The organism is [Clostridium] hylemonae DSM 15053, from assembly GCF_008281175.1.
Lineage (GTDB): Bacteria > Bacillota > Clostridia > Lachnospirales > Lachnospiraceae > Extibacter > Extibacter hylemonae.
In genome coordinates this window covers 2,315,354-2,341,064 of record NZ_CP036524.1, presented here as the reverse complement: position 1 = coordinate 2,341,064, position 25,711 = coordinate 2,315,354, and the positions used below count along the sequence as shown (strand labels likewise).

24 protein-coding genes, 1 pseudogene and 1 riboswitch are annotated in these 25,711 nt (G+C 47.7%); of the genes and pseudogenes, 24 read left to right on the top strand and 1 reads right to left on the bottom strand.

Annotation, left to right across the window (positions count from 1 at the left end; genetic code table 11):
- Positions 1–43 precede the first annotated feature (43 nt).
- From LAJLEIBI_RS10865 to pflA, 10 genes and pseudogenes are all read left to right on the top strand, one after another.
- Positions 44–2,317 (top strand): heavy metal translocating P-type ATPase, encoded by a 2,274-nt coding sequence (locus LAJLEIBI_RS10865; RefSeq protein WP_006442091.1) that lies wholly within the window; start codon positions 44–46, stop codon positions 2,315–2,317.
- Between the two features lie 28 nt (positions 2,318–2,345).
- A complete protein-coding gene (locus LAJLEIBI_RS10860; protein ID WP_006442090.1) occupies positions 2,346–2,648 on the top strand; it encodes a metal-sensing transcriptional repressor in 303 nt (100 codons plus the stop codon).
- 13 nt (positions 2,649–2,661) lie between these two features.
- Entirely contained in the window at positions 2,662–2,853 is a 192-nt protein-coding gene (locus LAJLEIBI_RS10855) for a heavy-metal-associated domain-containing protein (RefSeq protein ID WP_006442089.1), read from the top strand.
- 138 nt (positions 2,854–2,991) lie between these two features.
- Positions 2,992–3,372: a zf-TFIIB domain-containing protein gene (locus tag LAJLEIBI_RS10850; protein ID WP_138262649.1), complete on the top strand. Its 381-nt coding sequence runs from the start codon at positions 2,992–2,994 to the stop codon at positions 3,370–3,372.
- A 158-nt stretch (positions 3,373–3,530) separates the two neighbouring features.
- Positions 3,531–5,286: pseudogene (locus LAJLEIBI_RS10845) on the top strand (IS1182 family transposase).
- 242 nt (positions 5,287–5,528) lie between these two features.
- On the top strand, positions 5,529–5,810 hold the full coding sequence (locus tag LAJLEIBI_RS10840; RefSeq protein WP_040434720.1) for a spore coat associated protein CotJA: 282 nt from the start codon (positions 5,529–5,531) through the stop codon (positions 5,808–5,810).
- On the top strand, positions 5,807–6,076 hold the full coding sequence (locus LAJLEIBI_RS10835; protein WP_006442086.1) for a spore coat protein CotJB: 270 nt from the start codon (positions 5,807–5,809) through the stop codon (positions 6,074–6,076). Before LAJLEIBI_RS10840 ends, LAJLEIBI_RS10835 begins: the two co-directional genes overlap by 4 nt.
- Positions 6,077–6,079: 3 nt before the next feature.
- A complete protein-coding gene (locus tag LAJLEIBI_RS10830; protein WP_006442085.1) occupies positions 6,080–6,682 on the top strand; it encodes a manganese catalase family protein in 603 nt (200 codons plus the stop codon).
- 113 nt (positions 6,683–6,795) lie between these two features.
- Positions 6,796–6,878, top strand: a riboswitch (ZMP/ZTP riboswitch).
- A gap of 120 nt (positions 6,879–6,998) precedes the next feature.
- Positions 6,999–9,230, top strand: coding sequence for a formate C-acetyltransferase (gene pflB, locus LAJLEIBI_RS10825; RefSeq protein ID WP_006442084.1), 2,232 nt, complete (start codon positions 6,999–7,001; stop codon positions 9,228–9,230).
- Entirely contained in the window at positions 9,217–9,936 is a 720-nt protein-coding gene (gene pflA, locus LAJLEIBI_RS10820) for a pyruvate formate-lyase-activating protein (protein ID WP_040434719.1), read from the top strand. The genes pflB and pflA overlap by 14 nt, the downstream gene beginning before the upstream one ends.
- Positions 9,937–10,018: 82 nt before the next feature.
- On the opposite strand, the gene LAJLEIBI_RS10815 is transcribed toward pflA, so the two are convergent.
- A complete protein-coding gene (locus LAJLEIBI_RS10815) occupies positions 10,019–10,180 on the bottom strand; it encodes a hypothetical protein (protein ID WP_006442082.1) in 162 nt (53 codons plus the stop codon).
- Positions 10,181–10,313: 133 nt separating this feature from the next.
- Here LAJLEIBI_RS10815 and LAJLEIBI_RS10810 point away from each other — a divergent pair, with 133 nt between their 5' ends.
- The 14 genes from LAJLEIBI_RS10810 to ftsZ all read left to right on the top strand — a co-directional run bounded on the left by LAJLEIBI_RS10810 (position 10,314) and on the right by ftsZ (position 25,345).
- Positions 10,314–11,198 (top strand): DUF2806 domain-containing protein, encoded by an 885-nt coding sequence (locus LAJLEIBI_RS10810; protein WP_006442081.1) that lies wholly within the window; start codon positions 10,314–10,316, stop codon positions 11,196–11,198.
- A 126-nt stretch (positions 11,199–11,324) separates the two neighbouring features.
- Positions 11,325–12,482 (top strand): FtsW/RodA/SpoVE family cell cycle protein, encoded by a 1,158-nt coding sequence (locus LAJLEIBI_RS10805; RefSeq protein ID WP_149301920.1) that lies wholly within the window; start codon positions 11,325–11,327, stop codon positions 12,480–12,482.
- A gap of 143 nt (positions 12,483–12,625) precedes the next feature.
- Positions 12,626–13,465: a DegV family protein gene (locus LAJLEIBI_RS10800; RefSeq protein WP_006442078.1), complete on the top strand. Its 840-nt coding sequence runs from the start codon at positions 12,626–12,628 to the stop codon at positions 13,463–13,465.
- 59 nt (positions 13,466–13,524) lie between these two features.
- Positions 13,525–13,782, top strand: coding sequence for a hypothetical protein (locus tag LAJLEIBI_RS10795; protein WP_006442077.1), 258 nt, complete (start codon positions 13,525–13,527; stop codon positions 13,780–13,782).
- Positions 13,783–14,078: 296 nt separating this feature from the next.
- The gene (gene mraZ, locus LAJLEIBI_RS10790; protein WP_006442076.1) at positions 14,079–14,519 is read left to right on the top strand and encodes a division/cell wall cluster transcriptional repressor MraZ; all 441 of its coding nucleotides are present in this window, start codon (positions 14,079–14,081) and stop codon (positions 14,517–14,519) included.
- 11 nt (positions 14,520–14,530) lie between these two features.
- Entirely contained in the window at positions 14,531–15,466 is a 936-nt protein-coding gene (gene rsmH / locus LAJLEIBI_RS10785) for a 16S rRNA (cytosine(1402)-N(4))-methyltransferase RsmH (RefSeq protein WP_006442075.1), read from the top strand.
- 19 nt (positions 15,467–15,485) lie between these two features.
- Positions 15,486–16,022, top strand: a complete 537-nt coding sequence (locus LAJLEIBI_RS10780) for a hypothetical protein (RefSeq protein ID WP_040434718.1) — start codon at positions 15,486–15,488, stop codon at positions 16,020–16,022.
- Between the two features lie 15 nt (positions 16,023–16,037).
- Positions 16,038–17,876 carry a peptidoglycan D,D-transpeptidase FtsI family protein gene (locus LAJLEIBI_RS10775; RefSeq protein ID WP_006442073.1) on the top strand — a complete coding sequence of 613 codons (1,839 nt, stop codon included), beginning with the start codon at positions 16,038–16,040 and terminating at the stop codon, positions 17,874–17,876.
- 70 nt (positions 17,877–17,946) lie between these two features.
- Positions 17,947–19,671, top strand: coding sequence for a peptidoglycan D,D-transpeptidase FtsI family protein (locus LAJLEIBI_RS10770; RefSeq protein WP_006442072.1), 1,725 nt, complete (start codon positions 17,947–17,949; stop codon positions 19,669–19,671).
- Positions 19,672–19,728: 57 nt separating this feature from the next.
- On the top strand, positions 19,729–20,685 hold the full coding sequence (mraY, locus tag LAJLEIBI_RS10765) for a phospho-N-acetylmuramoyl-pentapeptide-transferase (protein WP_006442071.1): 957 nt from the start codon (positions 19,729–19,731) through the stop codon (positions 20,683–20,685).
- A gap of 9 nt (positions 20,686–20,694) precedes the next feature.
- Positions 20,695–22,044 carry a UDP-N-acetylmuramoyl-L-alanine--D-glutamate ligase gene (murD, locus tag LAJLEIBI_RS10760; RefSeq protein ID WP_006442070.1) on the top strand — a complete coding sequence of 450 codons (1,350 nt, stop codon included), beginning with the start codon at positions 20,695–20,697 and terminating at the stop codon, positions 22,042–22,044.
- A 50-nt stretch (positions 22,045–22,094) separates the two neighbouring features.
- Positions 22,095–23,141 carry an FtsW/RodA/SpoVE family cell cycle protein gene (locus LAJLEIBI_RS10755; RefSeq protein WP_006442069.1) on the top strand — a complete coding sequence of 349 codons (1,047 nt, stop codon included), beginning with the start codon at positions 22,095–22,097 and terminating at the stop codon, positions 23,139–23,141.
- Between the two features lie 35 nt (positions 23,142–23,176).
- Positions 23,177–23,953, top strand: coding sequence for a cell division protein FtsQ/DivIB (locus LAJLEIBI_RS10750; protein WP_006442068.1), 777 nt, complete (start codon positions 23,177–23,179; stop codon positions 23,951–23,953).
- Between the two features lie 156 nt (positions 23,954–24,109).
- Positions 24,110–25,345: a cell division protein FtsZ gene (ftsZ, locus tag LAJLEIBI_RS10745; protein WP_040434716.1), complete on the top strand. Its 1,236-nt coding sequence runs from the start codon at positions 24,110–24,112 to the stop codon at positions 25,343–25,345.
- Positions 25,346–25,711: the final 366 nt, after the last annotated feature.

Below are 25,711 nucleotides of genomic sequence, written 5' to 3'. Positions count from 1 at the left end.
TATAATCAAAATACCCAACAGGGGTATAGATGGAGGTGCTTATATGATCACAAAGCAGTTTAATATAGGTGGTATGAGCTGTGCAGCCTGCTCCAGTGCGGTCGAGAGGGTCACGGGGAAGCTTTCAGGTGTCACGCGAAGCAGTGTCAATCTGACGACCGGCATACTGACGATCACATTTGACGAACAGGCGCTGTCTGAGGAAGAGATCATCAGAAAAGTAGAGAGAGCAGGGTTTCAGGCGGAGCTTCATACTGACAAGAATAAAGAGGAGAAGAAGGAAGAAGAAGCGGAGATGGAGGATGAAGTCCACAGGACGAGAACGCGTCTCATCGTAAATATCATACTTGCCGTTCCTCTGCTTTATATTTCCATGGGGCATATGGTTCCCTTCCCGATGCCGCTTCCGGCAGTGCTGGATATGCATCACAGCCCGCTGAATTTTGCGCTGGCGCAGCTTATACTCACGACAGTCATTTTGTTCAACGGAAGAAAATTCTTTCTTGTCGGGTTTAAAAGTCTGTTCAAAGGGCATCCGAATATGGACTCCCTTGTGGCCATAGGTACGGGAAGCGCATATCTGTACAGTCTTGTGATGACATTTCTCATACGTTCGGACAGCACGGCAGTCCATCATTTGTACTATGAATCTGCGGCCATCGTGGTGACGCTTGTCATGGTCGGAAAGTATATGGAGGGCCGGAGCAAGAACAAGACAAAGGATGCGATCCGAAAGCTGATGGAGCTGGCGCCGGATACGGCGTGCGTGCTGAGGAATGGGGAGCAGACGGAGGTGCCGGTGGAGCAGGTAAGACAGGATGAGCTGATCCTCATCAGGCCGGGAGATAAAGTACCGCTGGACGGCATCATCACCGAAGGCCGGACAACAGTAGATGAATCCATGCTCACCGGTGAAAGTATTCCCGCAGAGAAGGAAGCAGGCTCTGAAGTCATCGGCGGCAGTGTCAATTATCAGGGCGCGGTCACGGTCAGAGTGACCCGTGTCGGCTCGGAGACGACGCTTGCAAAGATCGTGAAGATGATGGAGGACGCCCAGGGAAGGAAGGCGCCGATCTCAAAGCTTGCGGATACGGTGGCTGGGTATTTTGTCCCTGCGGTCATGTGTATTGCGTTTATCGCTGCCATCGTGTGGGCGCTGCTTGGCCATGACGCTGCGTTTGTGCTTACGATATTCGTATCTGTGCTTGTCATCGCGTGTCCTTGTGCCCTTGGCCTTGCAACGCCGACGGCCATAATGGTCGGCACAGGTCTCGGGGCCGGGAACGGTATTCTGATCAAGAGCGGCGAGGCGCTTGAGATTGCCCACAAGGCAGATGCGGTCGTCCTCGACAAGACAGGTACGATCACGGAAGGAAAACCTGCGGTCATGCAGATCGTAAGCCATGAGGAGACCGAGGAACAGCTGCTGCGCATAGCGGCATCCTGCGAGCAGGCATCGGAGCATCCGCTCGGGCGCGCGATCGTGGAGGAGGCCCGCGGGAGAGGCCTCGGACTTCTGAAGGCAGAAGAGTTCCAGAGTGTCACTGGACAGGGGATCGAAGCGGTCATTGGCAGCGACACGTATTATATCGGAAACAGGAAACTATGCGAGTCGCTTGGGATCAGCCCCGGACCATACCGTGAGGCGGCGGAAGAAATAGCCGCAAAGGGGCAGACGCCTATGTTTGTTATCCGCAGGATGGGAAGCCCCGAAGACGGCGGGAAAGAAGAAGCTGTGCCTGTGGGCATCATAAGCGTGGCAGATCCGGTGAAGGAAACGAGCAGAGACGCTATTGCCCGTATGAAGGAGCTGGGCATTCAAGTTTATATGCTGACAGGAGATAACCGGTTGACGGCAGAGTATATTGGCGGTAAAGTAGGAGTAGACGAGGTAGTCGCGGAGGTGCTGCCGCAGGATAAGGCAAATGTGGTGGAGAAGCTTCAGAAGGAAGGACGCTGTGTGATGATGGTGGGAGACGGGATCAATGATGCGCCGGCTCTCGTACAGGCGGACGTCGGGGTGGCCATTGGAAGTGGTAGTGATATCGCTATTGACTCAGGAGATATGGTCCTTATGAAGTCGGATCTGAACGATGTCTATAAGGCGATCCGGCTGAGCAATGCTACCATAAGAAATATCAAGCAGAATCTGTTCTGGGCATTTTTCTATAACAGCTGCGGTATTCCGCTGGCGGCGGGCGCGCTGTATGCCATAAACGGAACGCTTCTGAATCCTGTATTCGCGGGACTTGCCATGTCCTTAAGTTCCGTGACCGTCGTGGGAAATGCACTCAGGCTTCGAAGATTGAGATTGTAAGTCAAGTACGTTAAGAGGAGAGGGATCTATGGAAGAAAACAACTGTTGTACGAGCCGTACAAAGCACCGGGATGCCGGCGAATATAAGGAACTGGTGACAAGACTGAACCGTGTGGAAGGACAGGTAAGGGGCATCAAGAAGATGCTGGAGGAGGAGCGGTACTGTGTGGATATACTGACGCAGGTTTCCGCGGTCCAGGCAGCCCTGAACGCGTTCAGCAAAAAGCTGCTTGTCAATCACATCCACACATGTGTGGTGGATGATATACAGGACGGAAATGTAGAAGTGGTCGACGAGCTGTGCGACACAATTCAAAAATTGATGAAATAGGAGGAGCAGACAGATGACAGTGATCAAAGTGGCAGATATGCATTGTGAAAAATGCGTGGAGAGGATCTCCAGGCTTTTGACAGAGGAAGGGCTGGACTTTAAAGTGAATCTTGAGGATAAGACAGTGACGGTAGACGGTTGTGAGCACTGTGTGAAGACGGCGCTGGAGGCGCTGGATGACCTTGGATTTTCTGCCGAGGTATAGGGAAACGAACTCAGGTTGAACGTAAGAAGTTCAATAAGTTTTATTTGCTGTGTAAATTGTTTTGATATTTATCCGGTTATATAGTATAATACGCAGTGAGTGAAAAAGATATAAACGAACGAGGAGGGACAGATTCCCATGAAATGTCCAAAATGCGGCCAGCCGTTAAAGCCGAGCCAGAAAGATCCGGATTACATGCTGTGCTTCAACTGCAGGAAGAAGTTTAGAGTATCCGGAGCGAAGCAGCAGAAAGAAGAGGAAGAAGAACAAAGATATGCCAATATTCCTCCGAAAAAAGTGCGGGATAAGCGTGAAAAGGAAATGCGCAGGGCATATGACGAACTGCTTTCCGTGGATGATGAAAGACCGAGAAAGCGGCCGAAGAAAAGGCCGGAGCCGGAAGATGAGGATGATTATTATGATTTAGAGGATGATAAGGTGTCCAAAGTACCGGTGATCATTCTCGGGATAGCGATCGTAGCCGTGGCAGCGTTGATCATTTATATGTTCTTAAAATAAGCAGGCGATAGAGAGGGGCTATCGGGAAATAGATAGTTCCAAACAGGGGAAGGTGTGACTCATACGAGCCACACCTTCCCCTAAAATTTTTTCATAAAAAGAGAAAAAGATGGCTAACGACAACCATCTTTCTCTCCGTTACATGTTATAATGTAACTATGCTAAACAATAAATATTATAACGAATTTTTTGAAATTGGGCAACAGAAAATCAACTTTAGTTTCTTCGAATTGTGTTTACCCGACGACGATCCAGTCTATACCCTGAAAAAAGTGATGGAGGAATTAGATTTTTCTGGCTTGTTAGCCAATTGTTCAGATAAGGGAAGAATCGGATATAACCCAATTATGATGTATGCTGTAGTTACTTATGCAAATATGCGTGGGGTAAGAGCTGTTGACCGTATTGTAGAATTGTGTGAAAGAGACCTTGCGTTTATCTGGCTTACCAAAGGGCAGAGACCAAAACGGGATGCTTTTTATGAATTTAAAAACAAAAAAACTGACGGCTGATGTTTTGGATGAGTTGAATCATCAATTCCTTCGCCGCTTGCAAAAAGAAGGATTCATCACATTGAAAGAACTTTTTATTGATGGTACGAAAATAGAAGCCAATGCAAACCGCTATACTTTTGTGTGGAGAGGGACGATCAACTATCATCTTGCAGGGCTATTGGATACGATTGATTCGTTGTATCAGAAGTATAACGTATTGATCGATGAAAATGAGTATGGTACGAAATATGACATTCCTCATGCACATATGTTTGTGATCGAAGGGATGGATAAGGTAAGAGATGTCATTGAAAAGAATCGGAAACGAAAACTGACAAAACATAAAAAGCTGTCTAACAATACGAACATTGAAATCGATAACTGTTCTCCGTTAGAGAGCTTGAAACTCCAGAAAAACCTGGCACAGATCGCAGAGAAGGAACAGATCGAGTTTGTTTACGGAAAAGGAAAGAAAAGAGCAGAAATCCAACAGCTTTATGACGAATTAGAAATCTGCGGCGACCGCCTTATGGGATACAAAGAGTGCTTTGAGATCATGGGAAAGGATAGGAACAGTTATTCTAAAACAGATTTAGAAGCCACCTTTATGAGAATGAAAGACGACCACATGCTGAACGGACAGTTAAAAGCAGCATATAATATTCAGATCGCAGTAGAGAATTATTTCATTGTCCATGCATATGTGAGCAATGACCGGACAGATTATAACACACTCATCCCCGTTTTGGAAAAGCATAAAAGTGCATTCGGGGAGATCTTAGAAGATGTGACGGCAGACAGTGGTTATTGCAGTGAGAAGAATCTGCTGTATTTAAAGGAAAATAAAATATCCAGTTACATTAAACTGCAGGATCATGAAAAGCGGAAAACACGTGCTTATACAGAAGATATTGGAAAGTATTACAAAATGAAAATGCAAGTGTTTGAAAATGAACTGTATTATGTTTGTCATGCTGGAAGAGAGCTGCATCATATCCGCACAGAGACGAAAGAACAGGCAGGATATACACAAACTTTTGAGGTATATGGATGTGCAGACTGCAGTGGTTGTGAACACAAAGCCAAATGTTTATATAAATATAACACTGAAAAAGATACAGAGAAAAATAAAATCATGAAGATCAATGAACAATGGGAAACATTGAAAGAGGAATCCCATGCAAACATACAGAGTGAGAAAGGGATCCTAAACCGCCAGATTCGTTCCATTCAAACAGAAGGACATTTTGGGGATATCAAAGAAAACGATAGCTTCCGAAGATTCAACTACCGAACATCGGAGAAGGTGTATAAAGAATTCATGCTGTATGCCATTGGTCGAAACCTGAACAAATATCATCGTTTTCTTCATGATAAGATCAAAAAATTTGAAGGAAAAACGGAAGAAAATGCTGCTTAGAAAAAGTGTACTTTCAAAAATGCAGTCAAGGGGTTTTTGCGCGCTAAAATATCTACAGAAAAGAAAAAATACGAATCTCTCACAGAATATCGGGTACTAAAAATGCTGATTTCTATGAGAGATTCGTATTTTAAGATTTAGAGTTTAAAAATCGGGATTTCCCGACTGCCCCTTTTTTTGCACAACTTTCCGGTTTGTTCCATATTATAGTATTGCAAATGATTATGGAAGGAGTATGACACATGCCGAATTATCGTTATAATGCGTCTGAGTGCGGAAGACGTAATAACTGCAGCAGAACAGCGCCTGTCATGAGAGAAGAAGGCTGCCGTACGAAAGTACAGCCGGCCTGCTGTGAAGACAGAGCGGCCTGTGACGAACTGAGCGGTATGCCCATAGCAATGGCGTACGTACCGTGGCAGAAGTGGCGTGCCTTGTACGAAGTTGAAAAAGGATTTCACTGCGGTACAATTTTTGAAGAACTGAACAAACCATTCCGGGGGATAGGAGGGTGTTCGAGATGACAGACAATAAACCTTGCAGACGGGAACTGTTGGATTGGATCAATGTGGTGAGCTTTGCGGTGGACGATGTAAAACTGTTTCTCGATACACATCCATGCAATGCGGAAGCGCTCGAATTCTTCGATGAGTTTAAGAAGCAGCGCGTACAGGCATTAAAAGAATATGCCAAATACTACGGCCCGCTGACACTTGATACTGCCGATACGGAAGCAGACAGGTGGAAGTGGATCGATGAGCCATGGCCGTGGCAGGAAGGAGGATGCTAATATATGTGGAATTATGAGAAAAGACTGCAGCATCCGGTAAAGATCACACAGACGAACCCGAAGATCGCCCAGGTGATCATTTCCCAGTTCGGCGGACCGGACGGAGAGCTGGCAGCATCCATGAGATATCTTTCACAGAGGTATACGATGCCGTATAAGGAAGTGACCGGCATACTGACCGATATAGGAACAGAAGAACTTGCTCATATGGAGATGGTCTGTGCCATCGTCCATCAGCTGACGAGAAATCTGTCACCGGAAGAAATAGAACGGTCAGGCTTTGACAAATACTATGTGGACCATACACTGGCATTGTGGCCACAGGCGGCCAGCGGCGCGCCGTGGACAGCAACATACTTCCAGTCCAAAGGAGATCCGATAACAGACCTCCACGAAGACATGGCAGCAGAACAAAAAGCGCGGACTACTTACGATAATATTCTGAGACTCGTAAAGGATCCTGAGGTGTGTGAGCCGATCCGTTTCCTGAGAGAACGGGAGATCGTACACTATCAGCGATTCGGCGAATCTCTGCGCATCGTACAGGATAATCTGGACAGCAAGAACTTTTATGCGATCAATCCAGAATTTGATGTCAGACAATAGTGTGAATTGTCGAAGGGGTCAGACCCCTGCATATGCAGGGGGTCTGACCCCTTTCAAAATTTGCTTGACTTTGGAGGGTGGTTAATGTTATACTCACCCCGTAAAGTAAACAAAAAGGACTTCATTACTGACGGATAATGTGGGTTACCACAGGGGAATGAAGTCTTGGAATAAGCCGACCGTCTGGGCAGCATCATTTTCTGGTGCTGCTCTTTTTTTGTCGATAGGGGCCAGACCCCTTCCGAAAGGGGTCTGACCCCAATGAAAAGAGAGCGCGGAATGATGTCATACAAAAAGAGAACAGGAGGAATGGAAGATGTTTACACAGTGGGAAGGTTTTAAGCCTGGAAAGTGGCAGGAGGAGATCAATGTACGTGATTTTATCCAGAATAATTATACGCCGTATACAGGGAACGGGGATTTCCTGAAGCCGGCGACAGAGCGTACCGGTAAACTGCTGCATAAGTTCGAGAATCTGCTGGCGCTGGAGCGTGAGTTCGGGGGTGTGCTTGATATTGATACCCAGACGGTCACTTCTCTTTTGAATTATAAGCCCGGTTATCTGGACAAGGAAAACGAGGTCATCGTCGGCCTTCAGACGGATCGTCCTTTAAAGAGAGGGGTCAATCCGTTCGGCGGACTGCGCATGACGAGGGACGCGTGCCGTGCCTATGGCTATGAGCTGTCACAGAAGGTGGAGGATGAGTTCCAGTACAGGACGACACACAACGACGGTGTGTTCCGCGCATATAACAAAGAGACAAAAGCTGCCAGACACTGTGGTCTCATCACCGGTCTTCCGGACGCTTACGGCCGCGGCCGTATTATCGGGGATTACCGGCGTGTTGCCCTCTACGGCCTGGACTATCTGCTTGAGCAGAAACAGGCGGATAAAGACAGTCTGAGCATGGAGGTCATGGACGTGGACCATGTGCGCCAGCAGGAAGAGCTGTACCAGCAGATCAATTTCCTTGGGAAACTGCGTGATATGGCGGCGATGTACGGATTTGACATAACAAGGCCTGCCGCGGATGCGAAGGAAGCTGTACAATGGCTCTACTTTGCATATCTCGGCGCTATCAAAGAGCAGAATGGTGCGGCGATGAGTCTTGGCCGTACGTCCACATTTCTGGATATCTATTTTGAACGTGATATTGCAAAAGGGATTCTCACGGAGGAAGGCGCGCAGGAGATCATTGACGATTTCGTAATGAAGCTGCGCATGGCGCGTCATCTGCGCACGCCGGATTATAATGAGCTGTTTGCCGGCGACCCGATGTGGATCACAGAGTCTGTCGGCGGGATGGGCGAGGACGGAAGAACGCTTGTGACAAAGAATTCCTTCCGCATGCTCCATACGCTTTACAACCTGAAGCCGTCTGCAGAGCCGAATCTTACAGTGCTCTGGTCCAAAGACCTGCCGGATAATTTCAAGAAGTTCTGTACAAAAGTATCCTGTGATACAGATGCGATCCAATATGAAAATGACGATCTGATGCGTCCGCAGTTCGGCGACGACTACGGGATCGCCTGCTGTGTGTCTGCCATGAGGATCGGCAAGGAGATGCAGTTCTTTGGGGCCCGCGCCAATCTGGCAAAGCTCCTGCTCATGTCGCTGAACGGCGGGAAAGATGAGAAGCAGAACATCCAGGTCGGGCCGGCGCATGAACCGTACGAGGGGGAATACCTCGATTATGGAAAGGTGACGGAACTGCTCGATACATACCGTCCGTGGCTTGTGAGGATGTATGCAAATACGATGAATGTCATTCACTATATGCATGACAAATACGCATATGAAAAGACGCAGATGGCGCTGCACGACACAGAGGTGCATCGTTTTATGGCGTTTGGGATCGCCGGAATGAGTGTGCTGGCGGACTCGCTTTCTGCCATCAAATATGCCCGGGTAAAATGTATCCGCGACGAAGATACAGGACTCATCAAGGACTTCGAGATCGAAGGTGAGTACCCGGCTTTCGGAAATGATGATGACCGTGTGGATGACATTGCCTGCGAGCAGGTGAAGCTGTTCTATGAGGAATTGAAAAAGCAGAAACTGTACCGCGATGCAGAACCGACGCTCTCTATACTTACGATCACATCCAATGTAGTGTACGGAAAGAAGACCGGATCGACACCGGACGGCCGCAAGGCGGGAGAACCGTTTGCGCCCGGGGCGAACCCGATGCACGGCAGAGAGAAAAACGGCGCGCTAGCCTCACTCAATTCTGTGGCCAAGCTGTCTTATAAATACTGCAAGGACGGCATCTCCAATACATTTTCCATCGTTCCCCAGGCACTCGGCAAGACGGAGGAGGAAAGGCTTGACAATCTGACTGCCATACTGGACGGGTATTTTGGACAGATGGCGCATCATCTGAACGTAAATGTACTGAACAGAGACACGCTTCTGGACGCCTATGATAACCCGGAGAAGTACCCGAATCTGACGATCCGTGTGTCCGGTTATGCCGTGAACTTCAACAAGCTGACACGTGAACAGCAGAAAGAAGTTATTTCACGTACCTTCCATGAAGCGATGTAGCGGGCGCATCCACTCATTCCAGTCTATGGGAGCGGTGGACGGCCCGGGACTTCGGTATGTGGTATTTATGCAGGGATGCCCTCTTCGGTGCGCTTACTGCCATAATCCGGATACGTGGAAGTTTGAAGCAGGAGAGGAATTCAGTCCGCAGGAGGTTGCGGGAAAGATCCGAAGGTACCGGCCGTATCTGACGAACGGCGGCGTCACGGTGACCGGAGGAGAGCCGCTTATGCAGCCGGAATTTACGGCGGAACTGTTTCGTATACTAAAGGAAGAAGGATTCCACACAGCGCTGGACACGAGCGGCATCGGGAATTTGCAGTTGGCAGAACGTGTGCTTGCGTATACAGACCTTGTTCTGGCAGATGTGAAATTTCTCACGGAGGAAGAGTACAGACGCTACTGCCGGGCAGATTTCCGGGAAGTTACCGCCTTTCTCGACTTGACAAAAAAGCTGGGTATACCACTTTGGATACGGCGGGTCTTGGTTCCGGGCATTAACGACACGGAAGAACACATTAAGAAACTGGTGGATTTTCTGACAAAGTATCCCAACGTGGAGAAGATCGAACTGCTGCCGTTTCGGAAGCTTTGTCTGGAGAAATATGATGCGATGGGCATACCGTTTCCTCTGGCGGATGTACCGGAAATGCAAGAGTGTGAGACAGAAAAGCTGAGAGATATGATCCCCGGACAGTACCGGTAGGCAAAAAATACGCGCCGCTTCAGGAATAAAAGAAGCGGCGCGTATTTTTTTAGAAGGAAAGGATATTCAAGTTGGCCGGTATTTACTCGCCGCCCGGTCCGTCTTTTCTTGGACGTTCGGATTCCGGAAGCGGCTCGGCGGCTCTTTCGGAGGCCGCGGAACTGATTTTTCCGTCGTAAGCGTCTTTGCTTTCCGTGTAGTCGATCGGGCGTTCTGTTGTAAATGAAGATTTGTTTTCTTTCATATGCACACACTCCTTTCAAATGTATCATGCGCACAGATGCAGTAAAATATGTATTTCATAAAAGGCTGATTTGATGCGGCGGAAGACAGATGTTATAATTGAAATATAACGTCACATTTTAAGGAGTAATGATATGGATAAGAAGCTTTCATTGTTTGATATGTCTGAATCGAGGGCTGTTATAGTCAAACTGCTGGACATGATAGAAAAAGGCACCGGATGGCTGCTTGCTCCCAAAGGTAAGAGGCGGGATTTTGAAGAGGGACTTGAACTGTACAAAACACATATAATCGAAGATCCGGATATAGACGGCCTGGAAAAAGCGGTTAAGATATCGGCTTCCAGGAATGAACTGAGGAAATACATAAATCAAGGGAAAATTATAGAGCATGCTGCACGAGAGATAAAAGAAGACGCAAAACCCGAACACGTGGACCAGGACTGGCTGTTTTATTTTTTTGAATATGCGAAGAATACTTCAGATGAAGAACTGCAGAAAATATGGGGCAGACTGCTGGCAATGAAGGTAAACGGTTCGCCTGATGTCACAAAGAGGCTCATTAACACATTTTCTGTTATGGGAGCAGATGACATAGAGGTATTCTGCAGACTGTGCGCCATGACGCTCGTCAGTGGTCAGGAGCCGGGAGAGATATATCCGTTTATCTATATGAGAAACCATCCTTCCTATTATAATAGGAACGGAATAAAAAGACAGAGCCTTGCCCAGCTTGATAACCTCGGACTGATAGAATATGACGTTCACGAAGATTTTGTGCTGCCGAAGGCGGTGCCGGCGCTGCAGTATGCTTCTTGCAAGATCAGACTTCAGTCCGGGAAAAGAGTGAGCAATGGCAATGTACGCTTTACCGGGAGCGGGCGAGAACTGTTCCGTATCACAAAAGCAGGAGAGAAAGAGGACTTTATCGGTCATTGCAGGCGGGTGTGGGACGAGATGGGAGTAACGTGCGAGATAAGTGAAATACCGCAGACTTCCAATTGTCAGAAAATTACCTGAATTGCGAAAGGGGTCAGACCCCTGTGGCCACAGGGGTCTGACCCCTTTCGCAATTCAGACAAAATTCAGTTGTTTTTATGTTCTGATATCGTTATAATAAGAACGGTAGATTGGAGTGTAAATATTATGGCGAGAAATCAGAAGACAAGAAAAAAGAAAATGTCTAAAACGCGGTATTTTGATTACAGTATGCTAGCGGTTCTCATATTTCTTATTTGTTTTGGACTTGTGATGCTGTATAGTACGAGTTCTTACAGTGCACTTGTGACTTACGGGGACAGTATGCATTATTTTAAACGTCAGTTGATATTCTGTGTGATGGGACTCATTGTGATTTTCGTGGTGGCAAAGTTTGATTATCACATTTATATAAAGTGGGCGAAACCTCTGTACATAGTTTCCGTATTTTTAATGCTTCTCGTTAAGACACCTCTCGGAAAAGAGGTGAATGGAGCGAAGCGGTGGATACAGCTTCCATTCGACCAGCAGTTCCAGCCGGCGGAGGTGGCCAAGATCGCGATCATCTTATTCATCCCCGTGCTTATCTGTAAGATGGGAAAAGAGATAAAGACACTCAGGGGGATAGGGAAAATACTTGCGTGGGGCGCTTTTTCGGCGGCCTGTGTCCTGTTTCTGACGGACAATCTGAGCACGGCTATCATTGTTATGGGTATAACATGTATTATGGTATTTGTCGTACATCCTAAGACGGCTCCGTTTATTGCGCTGTTTACGGCCGGTATGGGAGTCATACTGATAGCGGTTCAGATCATGGGGCGGGTGCTTGTGACGAGCGAGAACTTCCGTATGCGGAGAATACTTGTCTGGCTTGCGCCGGAGGACCACGCCGCAGAAGGCGGTTATCAGATCATGCAGGCGCTGTACGCCATCGGCTCCGGCGGCTTTTTTGGAAAAGGTCTGGGAAACAGTGCGCAGAAGATGATAATACCTGAGGTACAAAATGATATGATTCTTTCTATTATATGTGAGGAGCTGGGAGTGTTCGGGGCGATTCTGGTCCTTGTGCTGTTCGGAATGCTGCTGTACCGGCTTCTGTTTATTGCCCAGAACGCGCCGGATATATATGGTTCTCTCATTGTGACAGGTATTTTCGCACATATTGCCCTGCAGGTGATCCTGAACGTGGCGGTCGTGATCAACCTCATCCCGACGACCGGAATCACGCTGCCGTTTATCAGCTATGGGGGAACATCAATTCTGTTTTTGACTATAGAGATGGGAATTGCTCTCGGTGTGTCGAGAAAAATCAAGTTTGAAGACTGAACAGACTGGGAAAACTTTAATAAAAATACTTTTATTTCCATTATAAATGTGCTATGATTACTAATGTAGTATTGAAAACTACATATTATAGCAATAAATGACATGCCGACTAAACACAGATATGGTATGCCGGGAGGAAAGATATGAGTTATAAAGTGATTGTAGACAGCTGCGGAGAACTTACAGAAGAGATGAAGAAGTCCGGCTGCTTTGAAACAGCGTCTCTTAAAATAGAAGTAGCAGGGCAGCAGATTGTGGATGATGAGACATTTGACCAGGGAGAATTTCTGAAGCTGGTGGCTGCTTCGCCGGAGTGTCCCAAATCTTCCTGTCCGTCACCGGAGCGATATATGGAAGGATTCCACTGTGATGCGGATCATGTGTATGCAGTGACACTTTCTTCAGAACTGAGCGGTTCATATAACAGCGCCCTGCTCGGCAAGAACCTTTACTGTGAAGAATATGGCGAGAAAGATATTTATGTGTTTAATTCCCGTTCCGCATCTGTCGGAGAGACGTTGATAGCGCTGAAGATAGCAGAGTGCGAAGAAAAAGGGATGTCCTTCCAGGATGTAATAGATACAGTAGAAGAATATATCGCGGAGCAGGATACGTATTTTGTGCTTGAAACACTTGAGACACTGCGGAAAAACGGGCGTCTTACAGGGCTGAAGGCAATAGTTGCCACGGCGCTCAACATCAAGCCTGTGATGGGAGCCACAGCGGAAGGTACGATCTGCCAGCTCGGTCAGGCGAGGGGCATAAAGAAGGCGCTGGTGAAAATGGTAGATGAGATTGCCAGAAGACTGAAAGAGCCGGGTCGGAAAATCCTTGCTATCTCACACTGCAACTGCCCGGAGCGCGCCCGTCAGGTGAAGGAGATGATCCTTGAAAAAGCAGATTTCCGGGATGTCATCATCGTAGATACAGCTGGAATCAGCAGTATGTATGCTTCCGACGGCGGCGTAATTGTAGTTGTATAATGCCGGAAACTATGGTAAAATAGCTTTTAGTTATGGAGCTATAGAAGGAGCGAAAAAGTATGAGTCAGGAAAAAGTAGACAGATATAAACAGGAAAAAGCTAACCGCAAAAAGATCATGAAAAAAGAGAAGGCCGCGAACGCTGCCCGCAAATGTGTCGTGGGACTGGCCGCACTTCTTCTTGTAGGCTGGGTTGGGTATTCTGCCTACGGGACATATAAGTCAAATAAACCGAAAGAGTCGGTGGAGATTGATTACACCGCTCTGACAGAATTTTCCAATAACCTGTCCGAGGCGGCAGGGACCACAGAAGAATAGTCTGTAAAAGCCGTAATTACAAGGCACTGTAGCATAGACGATATACCGGTCTGTGCTGTGGTGCCTTATTTTTGTGCGTGATAGAAAAACAAAAAAAGAAGTCTGACAACAGTCCAAATTTCGGAAGGGGTCAGACCCCTGTGGCCACAGGGGTCTGACCCCTTTCAAATTTTTCTAAAAAAGGGGTTGAAATCACCCATAAAGTGGTTTACAATGTACTCAAGTGGTAGAAAGTGGTGAAAAGTGGTATAAAGTGGTACGAAAGTGGCAGACCGCTTGAAAGAGGGTGAGTTCTAATGTTGAAAGGAGAATACAGTCATAATATTGACCCTAAGGGCAGATTGATCATTCCGGCCAAGTTTCGTGACGATCTAGGGGAGAATTTCGTCATAACAAAAGGTATGGAAAACTGCTTATATGTATATCCTGAAGATGAATGGAACGCCTTTGAAGACAAACTTAACGCTTTGCCAACAACCACGGACAAAAAAGCCAGAGCTTTTGCTTACTTCTTTCAGGGAAGTGCAACCGACGGCGACCTTGACAAGCAAGGCAGAACTTTGATCCCTTCTGTACTGAGGACCTACGCGCATCTTGAGAAAGAGGTCGTGTTTATCGGCATGGGGAAGCGTGCCGAGATTTGGGACAAGGCAAGATGGGATGAAAAGAATGCTGAAGTGGAGCTCAACATTGAGGATATTGCATCTGATATGGAAGAGAGCGGATTCAGTATCTAGAGGGAGAAGATATGGGATTCGAACACAAGTCAGTATTACTTGATGAAACGATCAATGGTTTGAACATCAGGCCGGACGGCACATATGTGGACGGAACGCTTGGTGGAGGTGGACATGCATACGAGATATGCAGACACTTAGGAAACAAGGGGAGTATTGTAGGAATAGACCAGGACGCGGCGGCGATAACGGCCGCAGGCGCCCGCTTAAAAGACTTCGGGGAGAAGGTCACGATAGTCAGGAGCAACTATTGTGATATGAAGTCGCAGCTCCACAAGCTAGGCATTGACAGAGTCGACGGGATCGTGCTCGATCTGGGCGTATCATCTTATCAGCTTGATACGGCAGAGCGGGGATTCTCCTATCGCGAAGATGCGCCGCTGGACATGAGGATGGATACGCGTCAGAAAATGACAGCCAGGGACATCGTCAATGACTACAGTGAGATGGACCTCTACCGTGTGATACGCGACTACGGGGAAGATAAGTTTGCCAAAAACATTGCCAAACATATTGCAGCCGCACGCAGGGAGAGGTCCATTGAAACGACCGGCCAGCTGACGGAGATCATCAGACAGGCCATACCGATGAAATACCAGAAAAAGTCTGGGCATCCTTCCAAAAGGACGTTCCAGGCTATCCGCATTGAACTGAACAGGGAGCTGGAAGTTCTGCGGGATTCACTGGATGAGATGATCGATCTATTAAAACCGGGTGGGAGGCTGTGTATTATAACCTTCCATTCACTTGAAGACAGGATAGTAAAAAGCGCGTTTAAGAAAAATGAAAATCCGTGCACCTGTCCGAGCGATTTTCCCGTATGTGTATGCGGAAAAGAATCAAAGGGGAGTATTTTAACTAGAAAACCGATTCTTCCAGGTGAGGAGGAATTGGAATATAACAGCCGTGCGAAGAGCGCAAAGCTCCGCATATTTGAACGACGATAAAGTAAGAAAGGGGAAAGACATGGCAGCAGGATATACATCATCAAGAAGCAGAAAATCATATGGCACATCAAACAGAACACGCAGTCAGATGTATGTCTACGGCAATGTGGTGACAAAACCGGCGTATGAGCCGGAACGGCGTACAAAAGAACCTGAGAGAACTGGAAAGACAAGCAGGCAGGTGCGCAAAAACCGCAGGAAGGCGCTGCACATGAGCCCCGGATACGTTATCTTTCTGGCCGTGGCGGCCATACTTGCACTCATAGTATGTGTAAATTACGTCCAGATACAGTCCAGACTTACGAGCCGCTCCAAGGCGATCACTGCGATGCAGGAAGAGCTGGCGGACATGAAAGAAGAAAATAATACAAAGTATAATGCTGTAATGGATTCTGTCAATCTTGACGAAATACGGGACAAGGCCCAGAATGAGCTTGGGATGGTATACGCATCCTCGGAGCAGATCGTGGAATACGACAACCCGGCGTCAGATTATGTGAAACAGTATGAGAATATACCGGAAGACGGTATACTTGCTCAATCAGACAAAAAATAATAAACAGGTGGAATTATGGGAAAACAGACAAGAAATGTATTTAAAAGGAAGTTTTCCAAACTGATGCAGAAAAAGCTAGTAATGCTCTTCGTGGCAATTGTACTAGCTTTTGGTGTATTAGTGGGGAGAATTACATATATTAATGCGGCCAGCGGCGACAGGTACACGAAGGTAGTGCTGGACCAGCAGCAGTACGACAGCCGGACGATCCCGTTCAGGCGGGGAGATATCGTAGACCGGAACGGGACAAAGATTGCTACGAGTGAGCGTGTGTACAATGTCATTCTGGACGTAAAAGTGGTGACGAGCAAAGATGACTATGTAGAACCGACAATTGAAGTGCTCAAAGACTGCTTCGGAATCGAGGAGGAAGACGTCAGAAAACTGATAAAAGACAATCCGGGGAGCCGGTACAACATTCTGAAAAAAGGGATCGATTATGAGAAAGCAAAAGAGTTTGAAAAGATAGATACGGATGAAAAGAAATATCCGGACGTAAAAGGCATATGGCTGGAAGAAGACTATGTCAGAAAATATCCGTACAAAACACTTGCAAGCGATGTAGTCGGATTCACCGTTGACGGCAATGTGGGAAGCAACGGAATCGAGGCTTCGTACAATTCCATACTGAATGGCACTGACGGCAGGGAATACGGATATTTTGACGATGAAGCAAGCGTAGAGCGCACGGTAAAAGAGGCGGAAGACGGAAGCACGGTCGTATCGACCATTGACCTGCAGGTGCAGAGCATAGTGGAAAAGCATATCCTTGAGTTTAATGAAAAGCATAAAAATGAGGCATCAGAGGGAGAGGGAAGCAAAAACACGGCGGTCATTGTCATGAATCCGCAGAATGGAGAGATCATCGCAGAGGCGTCTTATCCGAATTTTGATCTGAACAGCCCGCGGGACCTGACAAACTATTACTCGGAAGAGTCCATAGACGCCATGACAGATGAAGAGAAACTGGACAAGCTGAACGCTCTGTGGAATAACTTCTGCGTAAGCGACACGTATGAACCCGGTTCTACTTTTAAGCCGTTCACAATATCTGCCGGTCTCGAGACAGGAATCCTTACGGGAAATGAAAGTTATACGTGCGGCGGTATGCTCCATGTGGGAGACCATGACATTCACTGCAGCAACCGTGACGGACACGGCACACAGACGCTGAAACAGTCACTTGAGAATTCGTGTAACGTGGCGCTCATGCAGATAGGCGCCGCGCTGGGAAATGAAGAATTCTGCAAATACCAGGAACTCTTTGGTTTCGGGACGCCCACAGGCATAGACCTTCCGGGCGAGGAGACCGGACTGTTGTATGAGCCTAAAAATATGGACCCGGCCAGTCTGGCGACAAATGCGTTCGGGCAGAACTTCAATGTGACCATGACACAGATGGTATCCGCGTTCTCTTCACTGATCAACGGCGGAGACTACTATAAGCCTCACGTAGTAAAACAGATCCAGGATGAAAACGGCAATGTCACAGAGAATAAAGACCCGGTACTCGTAAAACGCACCGTATCAAAAGAGACGAGCGAGCTGATCAAAGACTATATGCTCGGAGTCGTGCAGGAAGGCACCGGAAGCTCGGCGGCCGTTGAGGGCTATGACATAGGCGGTAAGACAGGAACGGCGGAGAAGCAGCCCCGAGGCAACGGAAAATATCTCGTATCTTTTATCGGATACGCGCCTCAGGATAATCCGGAAGTCGTTGTATATGTCGTTGTGGACGAACCGAACGTTGCGTCGCAGGCAAGCAGCTCCTACGCGACGGAGATGGCGTCCAAAATAATGGCTGAAATATTCCCGTATCTCGGCGTCACAAAGGCGGCGGCAGAAGCAGAATAGAATAAAATATGTAGAATAACCTCACAGAAGTGTTAATAAGTTATAAAAACGGCTTCTGTGAGGTTTTTTTGTGAAGAATAAGACCTATAATAAAAAGAAGATATTTGTAGTATTCATCTGTGCGTCGGTCATCATACTGGGACTTGTGGGAAGACTTGTGTATCTCATGGTGTTTGATGCCGAATACTATCAGGAGAAAGCCGAATCACTTCACGAGCGCGAGCGGGATATCAAGGCGGCCAGAGGAGAGATCGTCGATGCCGGCGGAACGGTCCTTGCGACAAACAAGACCGTATGTACGATCTCGGTCGTGCACAGCCAGCTGAAGGATCCGGAAGGAGTGATAGCGGCCCTTTGTGCAGAGCTCGATATGGACGAGGATACGGTGCGCAAGAAGGTAGAGAAAGTCTCATCTATGGAGCGTATCAAGACAAATGTAGAGAAGGCGACAGGAGACCGTATCCGGGAACTGGAGCTGGACGGCGTGAAAGTAGACGAAGATTTTAAACGTTACTATCCATACAATGAGCTGGCGTCCAAGGTGCTTGGATTTACAGGAGGGGATAATCAGGGAATCATCGGACTTGAAGTAAAATATGAGGAATATCTGAAAGGAATCAACGGAAAGATACTTACGACGACAGATGCCAGAGGCGTGGAGCTGGAAGGCGTGGCGGAGGATCGGATGGAACCTGTGCCGGGGAACACACTGCAGGTGAGTCTGGATTATAATATACAGATGTATGCCCAGCAGATGGCAGAAAAAGTCATGGAAGAAAAGCAGGCGGACAAAGTGTCGATCCTTCTCATGAATCCGCAGAACGGCGAGATCATCGCCATGGTAAATGTACCGGAGTTCAACCTGAACGACCCGTTTACGCTCAATACAAAAGAAGACACGGGTGCAATGTCCGCGGAAGAAAAACAGGATGCGCTGAATCAGATGTGGCGCAACGGCTGTATCAACGACACATATGAGCCGGGATCCACCTTCAAGATCATCACAGCCTCCGCCTGCCTGGAGGAAGGTGTCGTATCGCTGAACGACAATTTCAGCTGTCCCGGCTATCGGGTGGTGGAAGACAGAAAAATACGGTGCCACAAAGTGGGAGGCCACGGTTCAGAGACTTTCGTGCAGGGCATACAGAATTCCTGCAACCCGGTATTTATCGATATCGGACTGAGACTCGGTGTAGATAAGTTTTATGAGTATTTTAACCAGTTCGGACTTATGGGAATGACAGGGGTGGACCTGCCGGGAGAAGCCGGAACGATCATGCATAAGAAGAGCAACGTAGGAATGGTAGAGCTTGCTACCATGGCGTTCGGACAGTCGTTCCAGATCACACCGATGCAGATGGCGACTACGGTCAGTTCGCTTGTCAACGGAGGAACGAGAGTCACGCCCCACTTCGGCGTCAAAGTGCTGGACTCAAAAGGAAAAGAAGTGGAGACGTTCAAGTACAAAAAGGAAAAGAATATCGTATCAAAAGAGACGTCAGAGACGATGCAGATGCTGCTGGAAAGCGTAGTCTCCGAAGGGTCGGGAAAGAATGCCTATGTGGAAGGATATCACATCGGGGGAAAGACAGCTACGTCCCAGACACTGCCGAGAAGCGCTAACAAATATATCTCGTCTTTTATCGGGTTCGCGCCGGCGGACGATCCGCAGGTGCTCGGGATGTGCGTCATATACAATCCTCAGGGTGTTTATTACGGCGGTACGATCGCAGCGCCGGTAATACGGGACGTTTTTGAGAATATATTGCCCTATCTTGGCATTGAAAAAGAGTAGAAAATGAAGTATACTATGTAAGGTTAGAGAACAACAAAAGAAGCGAAGAGGTGGATTATGGATTATAGAGTTTTTCTTCCGGTATTGATTGCATTTGCACTTAGTGTAGTTATGGGGCCGGTGATTATTCCGATTTTAAGAAGACTTAAGATGGGGCAGACAGAGAGGGAAGACGGTGTGAAGTCTCACCTGAAGAAGGCGGGCACGCCGACGATGGGCGGAGTCATCATACTGGTGAGCGTTGTGGTCACTTCAGTGTTTTATCTGAAGAACTATCCGAAGATCATACCGATATTGTTCGTTACCCTTGGTTTCGGCCTTATCGGTTTTCTGGATGATTATCTGAAAGTTGTAATGAAGCGTTCCGACGGCCTGTACCCGAAGCAGAAATTCGCGCTGCAGATACTGGTGACAGCTGTGCTGGCGTTTTACCTCGTGCGTTTTACGAATATACCCCTGACGATGCTTATACCTTTCTCAGGCGGCCATTACCTTGACATCGGCTGGCTTGCGATACCGCTCATGTTTGTGGCCGTGCTCGGTACAGTCAACGGGGCCAACTTTACGGACGGTCTGGACGGTCTTGCATCGAGTGTAACAGTTCTGATCGCCACATTCTTTACCGTGGTGGCTATCGGGACGAAGAGCGGCATAGAACCGATCACATGCGCTGTCGTGGGCGCGCTGCTCGGTTTCCTGCTCTTTAACGTCTATCCGGCCAGCGTGTTCATGGGGGATACAGGCTCACTGGCTCTGGGAGGATTTGTGGCGTCCACCGCCTATATGCTCCAGATGCCGATCTTTCTGATCATCGTCGCATTTATATACATGGCGGAGATACTGTCCGTTATGATACAGGTTACTTATTTTAAGAAGACCGGCGGAAAGCGTATCTTTAAGATGGCGCCGATCCATCATCATTTTGAACTGTGCGGATGGTCGGAAACGAAAGTTGTGGCAGTATTTTCTATCATTACGGCGCTTCTCTGTCTCGTTGCGCTGATGGCTATGTAGGAGGAAATTATGGAAGTTACAAATAAGAAGGTGCTCGTATTCGGTTCCGGATTGAGCGGAACAGGCGCTGTGGGACTTTTGACAGAACACGGTGCGGACGTAGTGCTGTATGACGGAAATGAGAATCTCGATAAAGCGGAACTGGCCGGCCGTATCGGCGGCAGCGCTGTTCAGATCGTACTCGGCACGTTCCCGGAAGAGCTGCTCCAGACACTGGACCTTGTCGTACTGAGCCCGGGTGTGCCGACGGATCTGCCCATCGTCCGGCAGATGTTTGAGCGGGGGATAGAAGTCATCGGTGAGGTCGAGCTTGCGTATGCGTTCGGAAAAGGTGACGTGCTGGCCGTCACCGGAACAAACGGCAAGACGACGACCACATCCCTGCTCGGGGAGATCATGAAGAATTATAAGGAAGAAGTGTATGTCGTGGGCAACATCGGCAATCCGTATACCGTTGCCGCAGGGAAGATGTCGGAGCATGCCGTCGCGGTGGCCGAGATGAGCAGCTTTCAGCTGGAGAGCATCGTAAGCTTCCGGCCGGCCGTCAGCGCCCTGCTCAACATAACCCCGGACCATCTGAACCGTCACCATACGATGGAGGCTTACATTGAGGCGAAGAAAAATATTGCCAGAAATCAGACAGAAGAAGACTGGTGTATTTTAAATTATGAAGATGAAGTGACAAGAGAATTCGGAAAGAATGTGAGGGCACAGGTTCTATATTTCAGCAGCCGGCGTAAACTAGAAAGAGGCATCTATCTGGATGACGGCAGGATCATTTACAGGAATCCTGAGGAAATATGCATCTGCCATGTGGATGAACTTCAGCTTCCCGGCACGCACAACCATGAAAATATCATGGCGGCAGCTGCCATGGCAGCCGTGTACGGCGTCCCGGTGGACAAAATCCGTGAGAGCGTCAAGGCGTTCAAAGGTGTGGAGCACAGGATCGAATTTGTGACTGAGAAAAACGGAGTCGTTTATTACAATGATTCGAAAGGGACGAACCCGGATGCCGCGATCAAGGGGATCCAGGCAATGAACCGCAAAACGGTGCTTATCGGCGGAGGATATGACAAGGATTCCTCCTACACCGAATGGATAGAAAGCTTTGACGGAAAGGTCAGAAAACTGATCCTTCTTGGCGCCACAAAGGAAAAGATAGCAAAAGATGCAGAAAGCTGTGGCTTTCATGATTATGTGTTTGCGGATACATTTGAGGAGGCGGTGCTTATGTCGGCAGAGATCGCCGGCCCCGGAGAAGCGGTGCTTCTGTCGCCGGCCTGCGCAAGCTGGGATATGTTCCCGAACTATGAGACACGTGGAGATAAGTTTAAAGAAATTGTAAATTCCTTATAAGGAGTGCATATTGCTTGACACGGTCCAAAAAGAAAAAATATGATTACACGATGCTGGCAGCCTTGCTGCTGCTCGTTCTTATCGGCCTGGTGATATTATACAGTACCAGTGCATATAACGGAGATGTGAAATTTCATGATTCGTTTTATTATCTGAAAAAGCAGGCGTTCGCCACAGTGCTTGGAGTTGCCGGAATGTTCTTTGTCGCCAATATGGACTATCATGTGTGGAAACATGTGGCTGTGCTCGGATATTTTACGGCACTTCTTTTGTCAGTCGCGGTAATCTTTGTCGGTGATGAGTATAACGGGTCCAAAAGATGGTTATCTTTGGGGCCTTTTTCTTTTCAGCCGTCGGAATTTGCCAAAGTGGCGGTCATATTGTTCCTTGCGCACATCATTACAAAGAATGTCAAAAGTATGGGCAAGATGAGAACGATGATAAAAGTTATGGTCCTCATACTGCCGATCGTCGGCCTCGTGGGCGCGAGCAACTTAAGTACGGCTATCATCATTCTCGGGATCGGCGTTATTCTCGTATTTGTGGCAAGCCCCAAATACAGCCAGTTCATACTGATGGGCGCGCTGGGAGTCGGCTTTATGACCATTTTTCTGGCGCTTGAGAGTTATCGTCTTGAGCGGCTTGCGATCTGGCGGAATCCGGAGGCCTTTGAGAAAGGATATCAGACGCTGCAGGGACTGTACGCCATCGGTTCAGGAGGACTGTTCGGCAGAGGCCTCGGAGAGAGTGTGCAGAAGCTCGGATTTGTGCCGGAGGCTCAAAATGACATGATATTTTCTATTGTGTGTGAAGAGCTCGGGTTGTTTGGGGCAGGATTCATCCTGATCTTGTTCCTCATCTTGATCTGGCGTTTTTTTGTCATTGCAACCCACGCAAAAGATCTGTTCGGAGCGCTGATCGCTGCCGGCGCCATGGGGCACATGATGATACAGGTCATCCTGAACATAGCGGTTGTTACGAATACCATCCCGAATACGGGGATCACACTGCCGTTTATCAGCTACGGGGGCACGTCGGTTGTGTTTCTGCTGCTGGAAATGGGGCTTGTGCTCAGTGTATCTTCTCTGATAGAATGAGAGAGGGTAAGGAGAAAGCTTAGGAGGAGTATACAATGGGAAGAAATGAGTATCAGGAGGAAGAGGCGGCGAGACCGAAAAAGAAGAAGAAAAAGAGCCACAAGGTCTACGCGTTTATGGTTCTCGTCATGGGTATCGCCATAATAGCGCTTGCCGTTCTGATTCTTTTCTATGTACAAAAGATAGAGGTGGAGGGGAATGAATACTGTAAGGATAAGGAGATCATAAATACGGTACAAAATGACAGGTTCTCCATAAACTCACTGTACATACTTGGAAAATATGCACTTGGCCGCGGCGGGCAGCTTCCGTGTCTCGACAGCATGAAAGTGAGCATGAAGACACCGTGGATCGTGAAGGTCAAAGTGAAAGAAAAACCGATCGTAGGTTATATTTATGCGGGAAACGAATACGCATATTTTGATAAAGAAGGAATGATCGTATATAAAGGCGCGGACTTTATCGAAGGCCTTCCGTGCATCGAAGGGATCGAGACCGGTGACATCAGTCTGTACGGAACGATAGAAAGTAAAGATAAAAGTATCTTTGAAGAGATGCTCGTTACGTCGCAGCAGGTGAAAAAATACAAGATCGCTCCGGATAAGATCGTATGTAAAGATGACAGAATATATCTGTACAAAGGTACGATAAGAATTTCACTCGGAAACAGTGTCTCTTCGGAACAGATAGCCCAGATTCCGCCGATCCTCGAGAAACTTGAGGGGAAAGAAGGAACACTCCATCTGGAAAACTATTCGGAAGGAAATACTACAATTACGTTCAACGCAGAAGAAATTCAGGAAGAAAATTAAGAAAAATGCGTAAAAATCAATAAATTAAGATAAAATTCTATTGATATTTTATACAAAAGCTTATATTATATACTATATATAGCAAAGTGCGTTTTTGTGTTTTGCTCTGTGGGATGTATAATATATAATAAGGATAGGATAAAGGAGGAAAAACCCTTGCTAGAAATTAAGACGAATGAATCAGAAGCAGCGGCAAAGATTATTGTTGTTGGAGTCGGCGGAGGCGGTAATAACGCGGTAAACCGAATGATTGACGAACAGATTGCCGGTGTTGAATTTATTGCTATTAATACAGATAAACAGGCACTCCAGTTATGTAAGGCACCTACGCTCATGCAGATCGGGGACAAGATCACGAAAGGTCTCGGCGCGGGGGCAAAACCGGAAGTTGGTGAGAAAGCGGCAGAAGAGAGTTCGGAAGAGATATCTGCAGCGCTGAAAGGTGCTGACATGGTATTTGTGACGTGCGGCATGGGAGGCGGTACCGGAACAGGCGCCACGCCTGTTGTAGCGCGTATAGCGAAGGAGCAGGGAGCGCTGACGGTCGGTGTTGTCACAAAGCCGTTCCGCTTTGAGTCAAAGACGCGTATGAACAATGCCCTCTCCGGTATTGAGAAGTTAAAAGAAAGTGTTGATACATTGATCGTCATTCCAAATGACAAGCTGCTGGAGGTTGTGGACAGACGCACAACCATGCCGGAGGCGCTCAAAAAGGCGGATGAAGTTCTGCAGCAGGGTATTCAGGGTATCACAGACCTCATTAACGTACCTTCACTTATCAATCTTGACTTTGCCGACGTACAGACAGTAATGACGGACAAGGGGATCGCGCATATCGGTATCGGACAAGGCCGCGGCGACGACAAAGCGCTCGAGGCTGTTAAGCAGGCGGTTGCGAGTCCGCTGCTCGAGACAACGATCGCGGGCGCGTCTCACGTTATCATTAATGTATCCGGTGACATTACACTTATGGATGCTTCTGACGCGGCAGAATATGTTCAGGATCTGGCCGGGGAAGATGCAAATATTATCTTTGGTGCTATGTATGATGATTCCAGGGCAGATGAAGCGACGATCACAGTGATCGCCACAGGTCTACATAACGTAGGCGGCAGCGCTTCAAAGCTGAAAGCAAGGCTGGAGAATCAGAGGCCGGGAGCGGTACCTCAGCAGGGGGCGCAGGCATATGAGCGGCCTGCTGCAGCGTCAGGCGCGCAGAAGCCGTCATCCCAGAAGCTGGATCTTGGCATGGCTCCTACAAGAGGCGGCGGCACGACAACGGCGCCGAGAAAGCCGGCAGGAGGGACAACTCCTTCTCTTGATACACCGAGAACTCCGACGAGTAAGGTTAAGGAACAGTCCATCAAGATACCGGATTTCTTTAAGCGGTAGGCAGTAAGACAAATAGTATGAAATTATGGGGAACTTCACATGTGAAGTTCCTCTTTTTGTTACAAAAGAAACTCTGTTCTTGCCTTCGTTCGACAATATATCACAATTCTTATCTATATTCGCTTTCAATCTCCATTTTTCATCCATAAAATTCACGCTTTTACGCAAAAAATAGACACAATGTATAGTGTTTTGTCAAAACACAAATCCCAAAAAAACAGTCCTGAAAAATCTATATCTTGTGGTTTGGAACAGCTGTCGAAAGAAAAAAGGAATCAATTCCATCATCTGACAAAATCTTTTTAGCCGTACTCGTATAATAAATCTTGCTTGAGTACCAAATCGATTTAGTATCAAAAGAGAAAG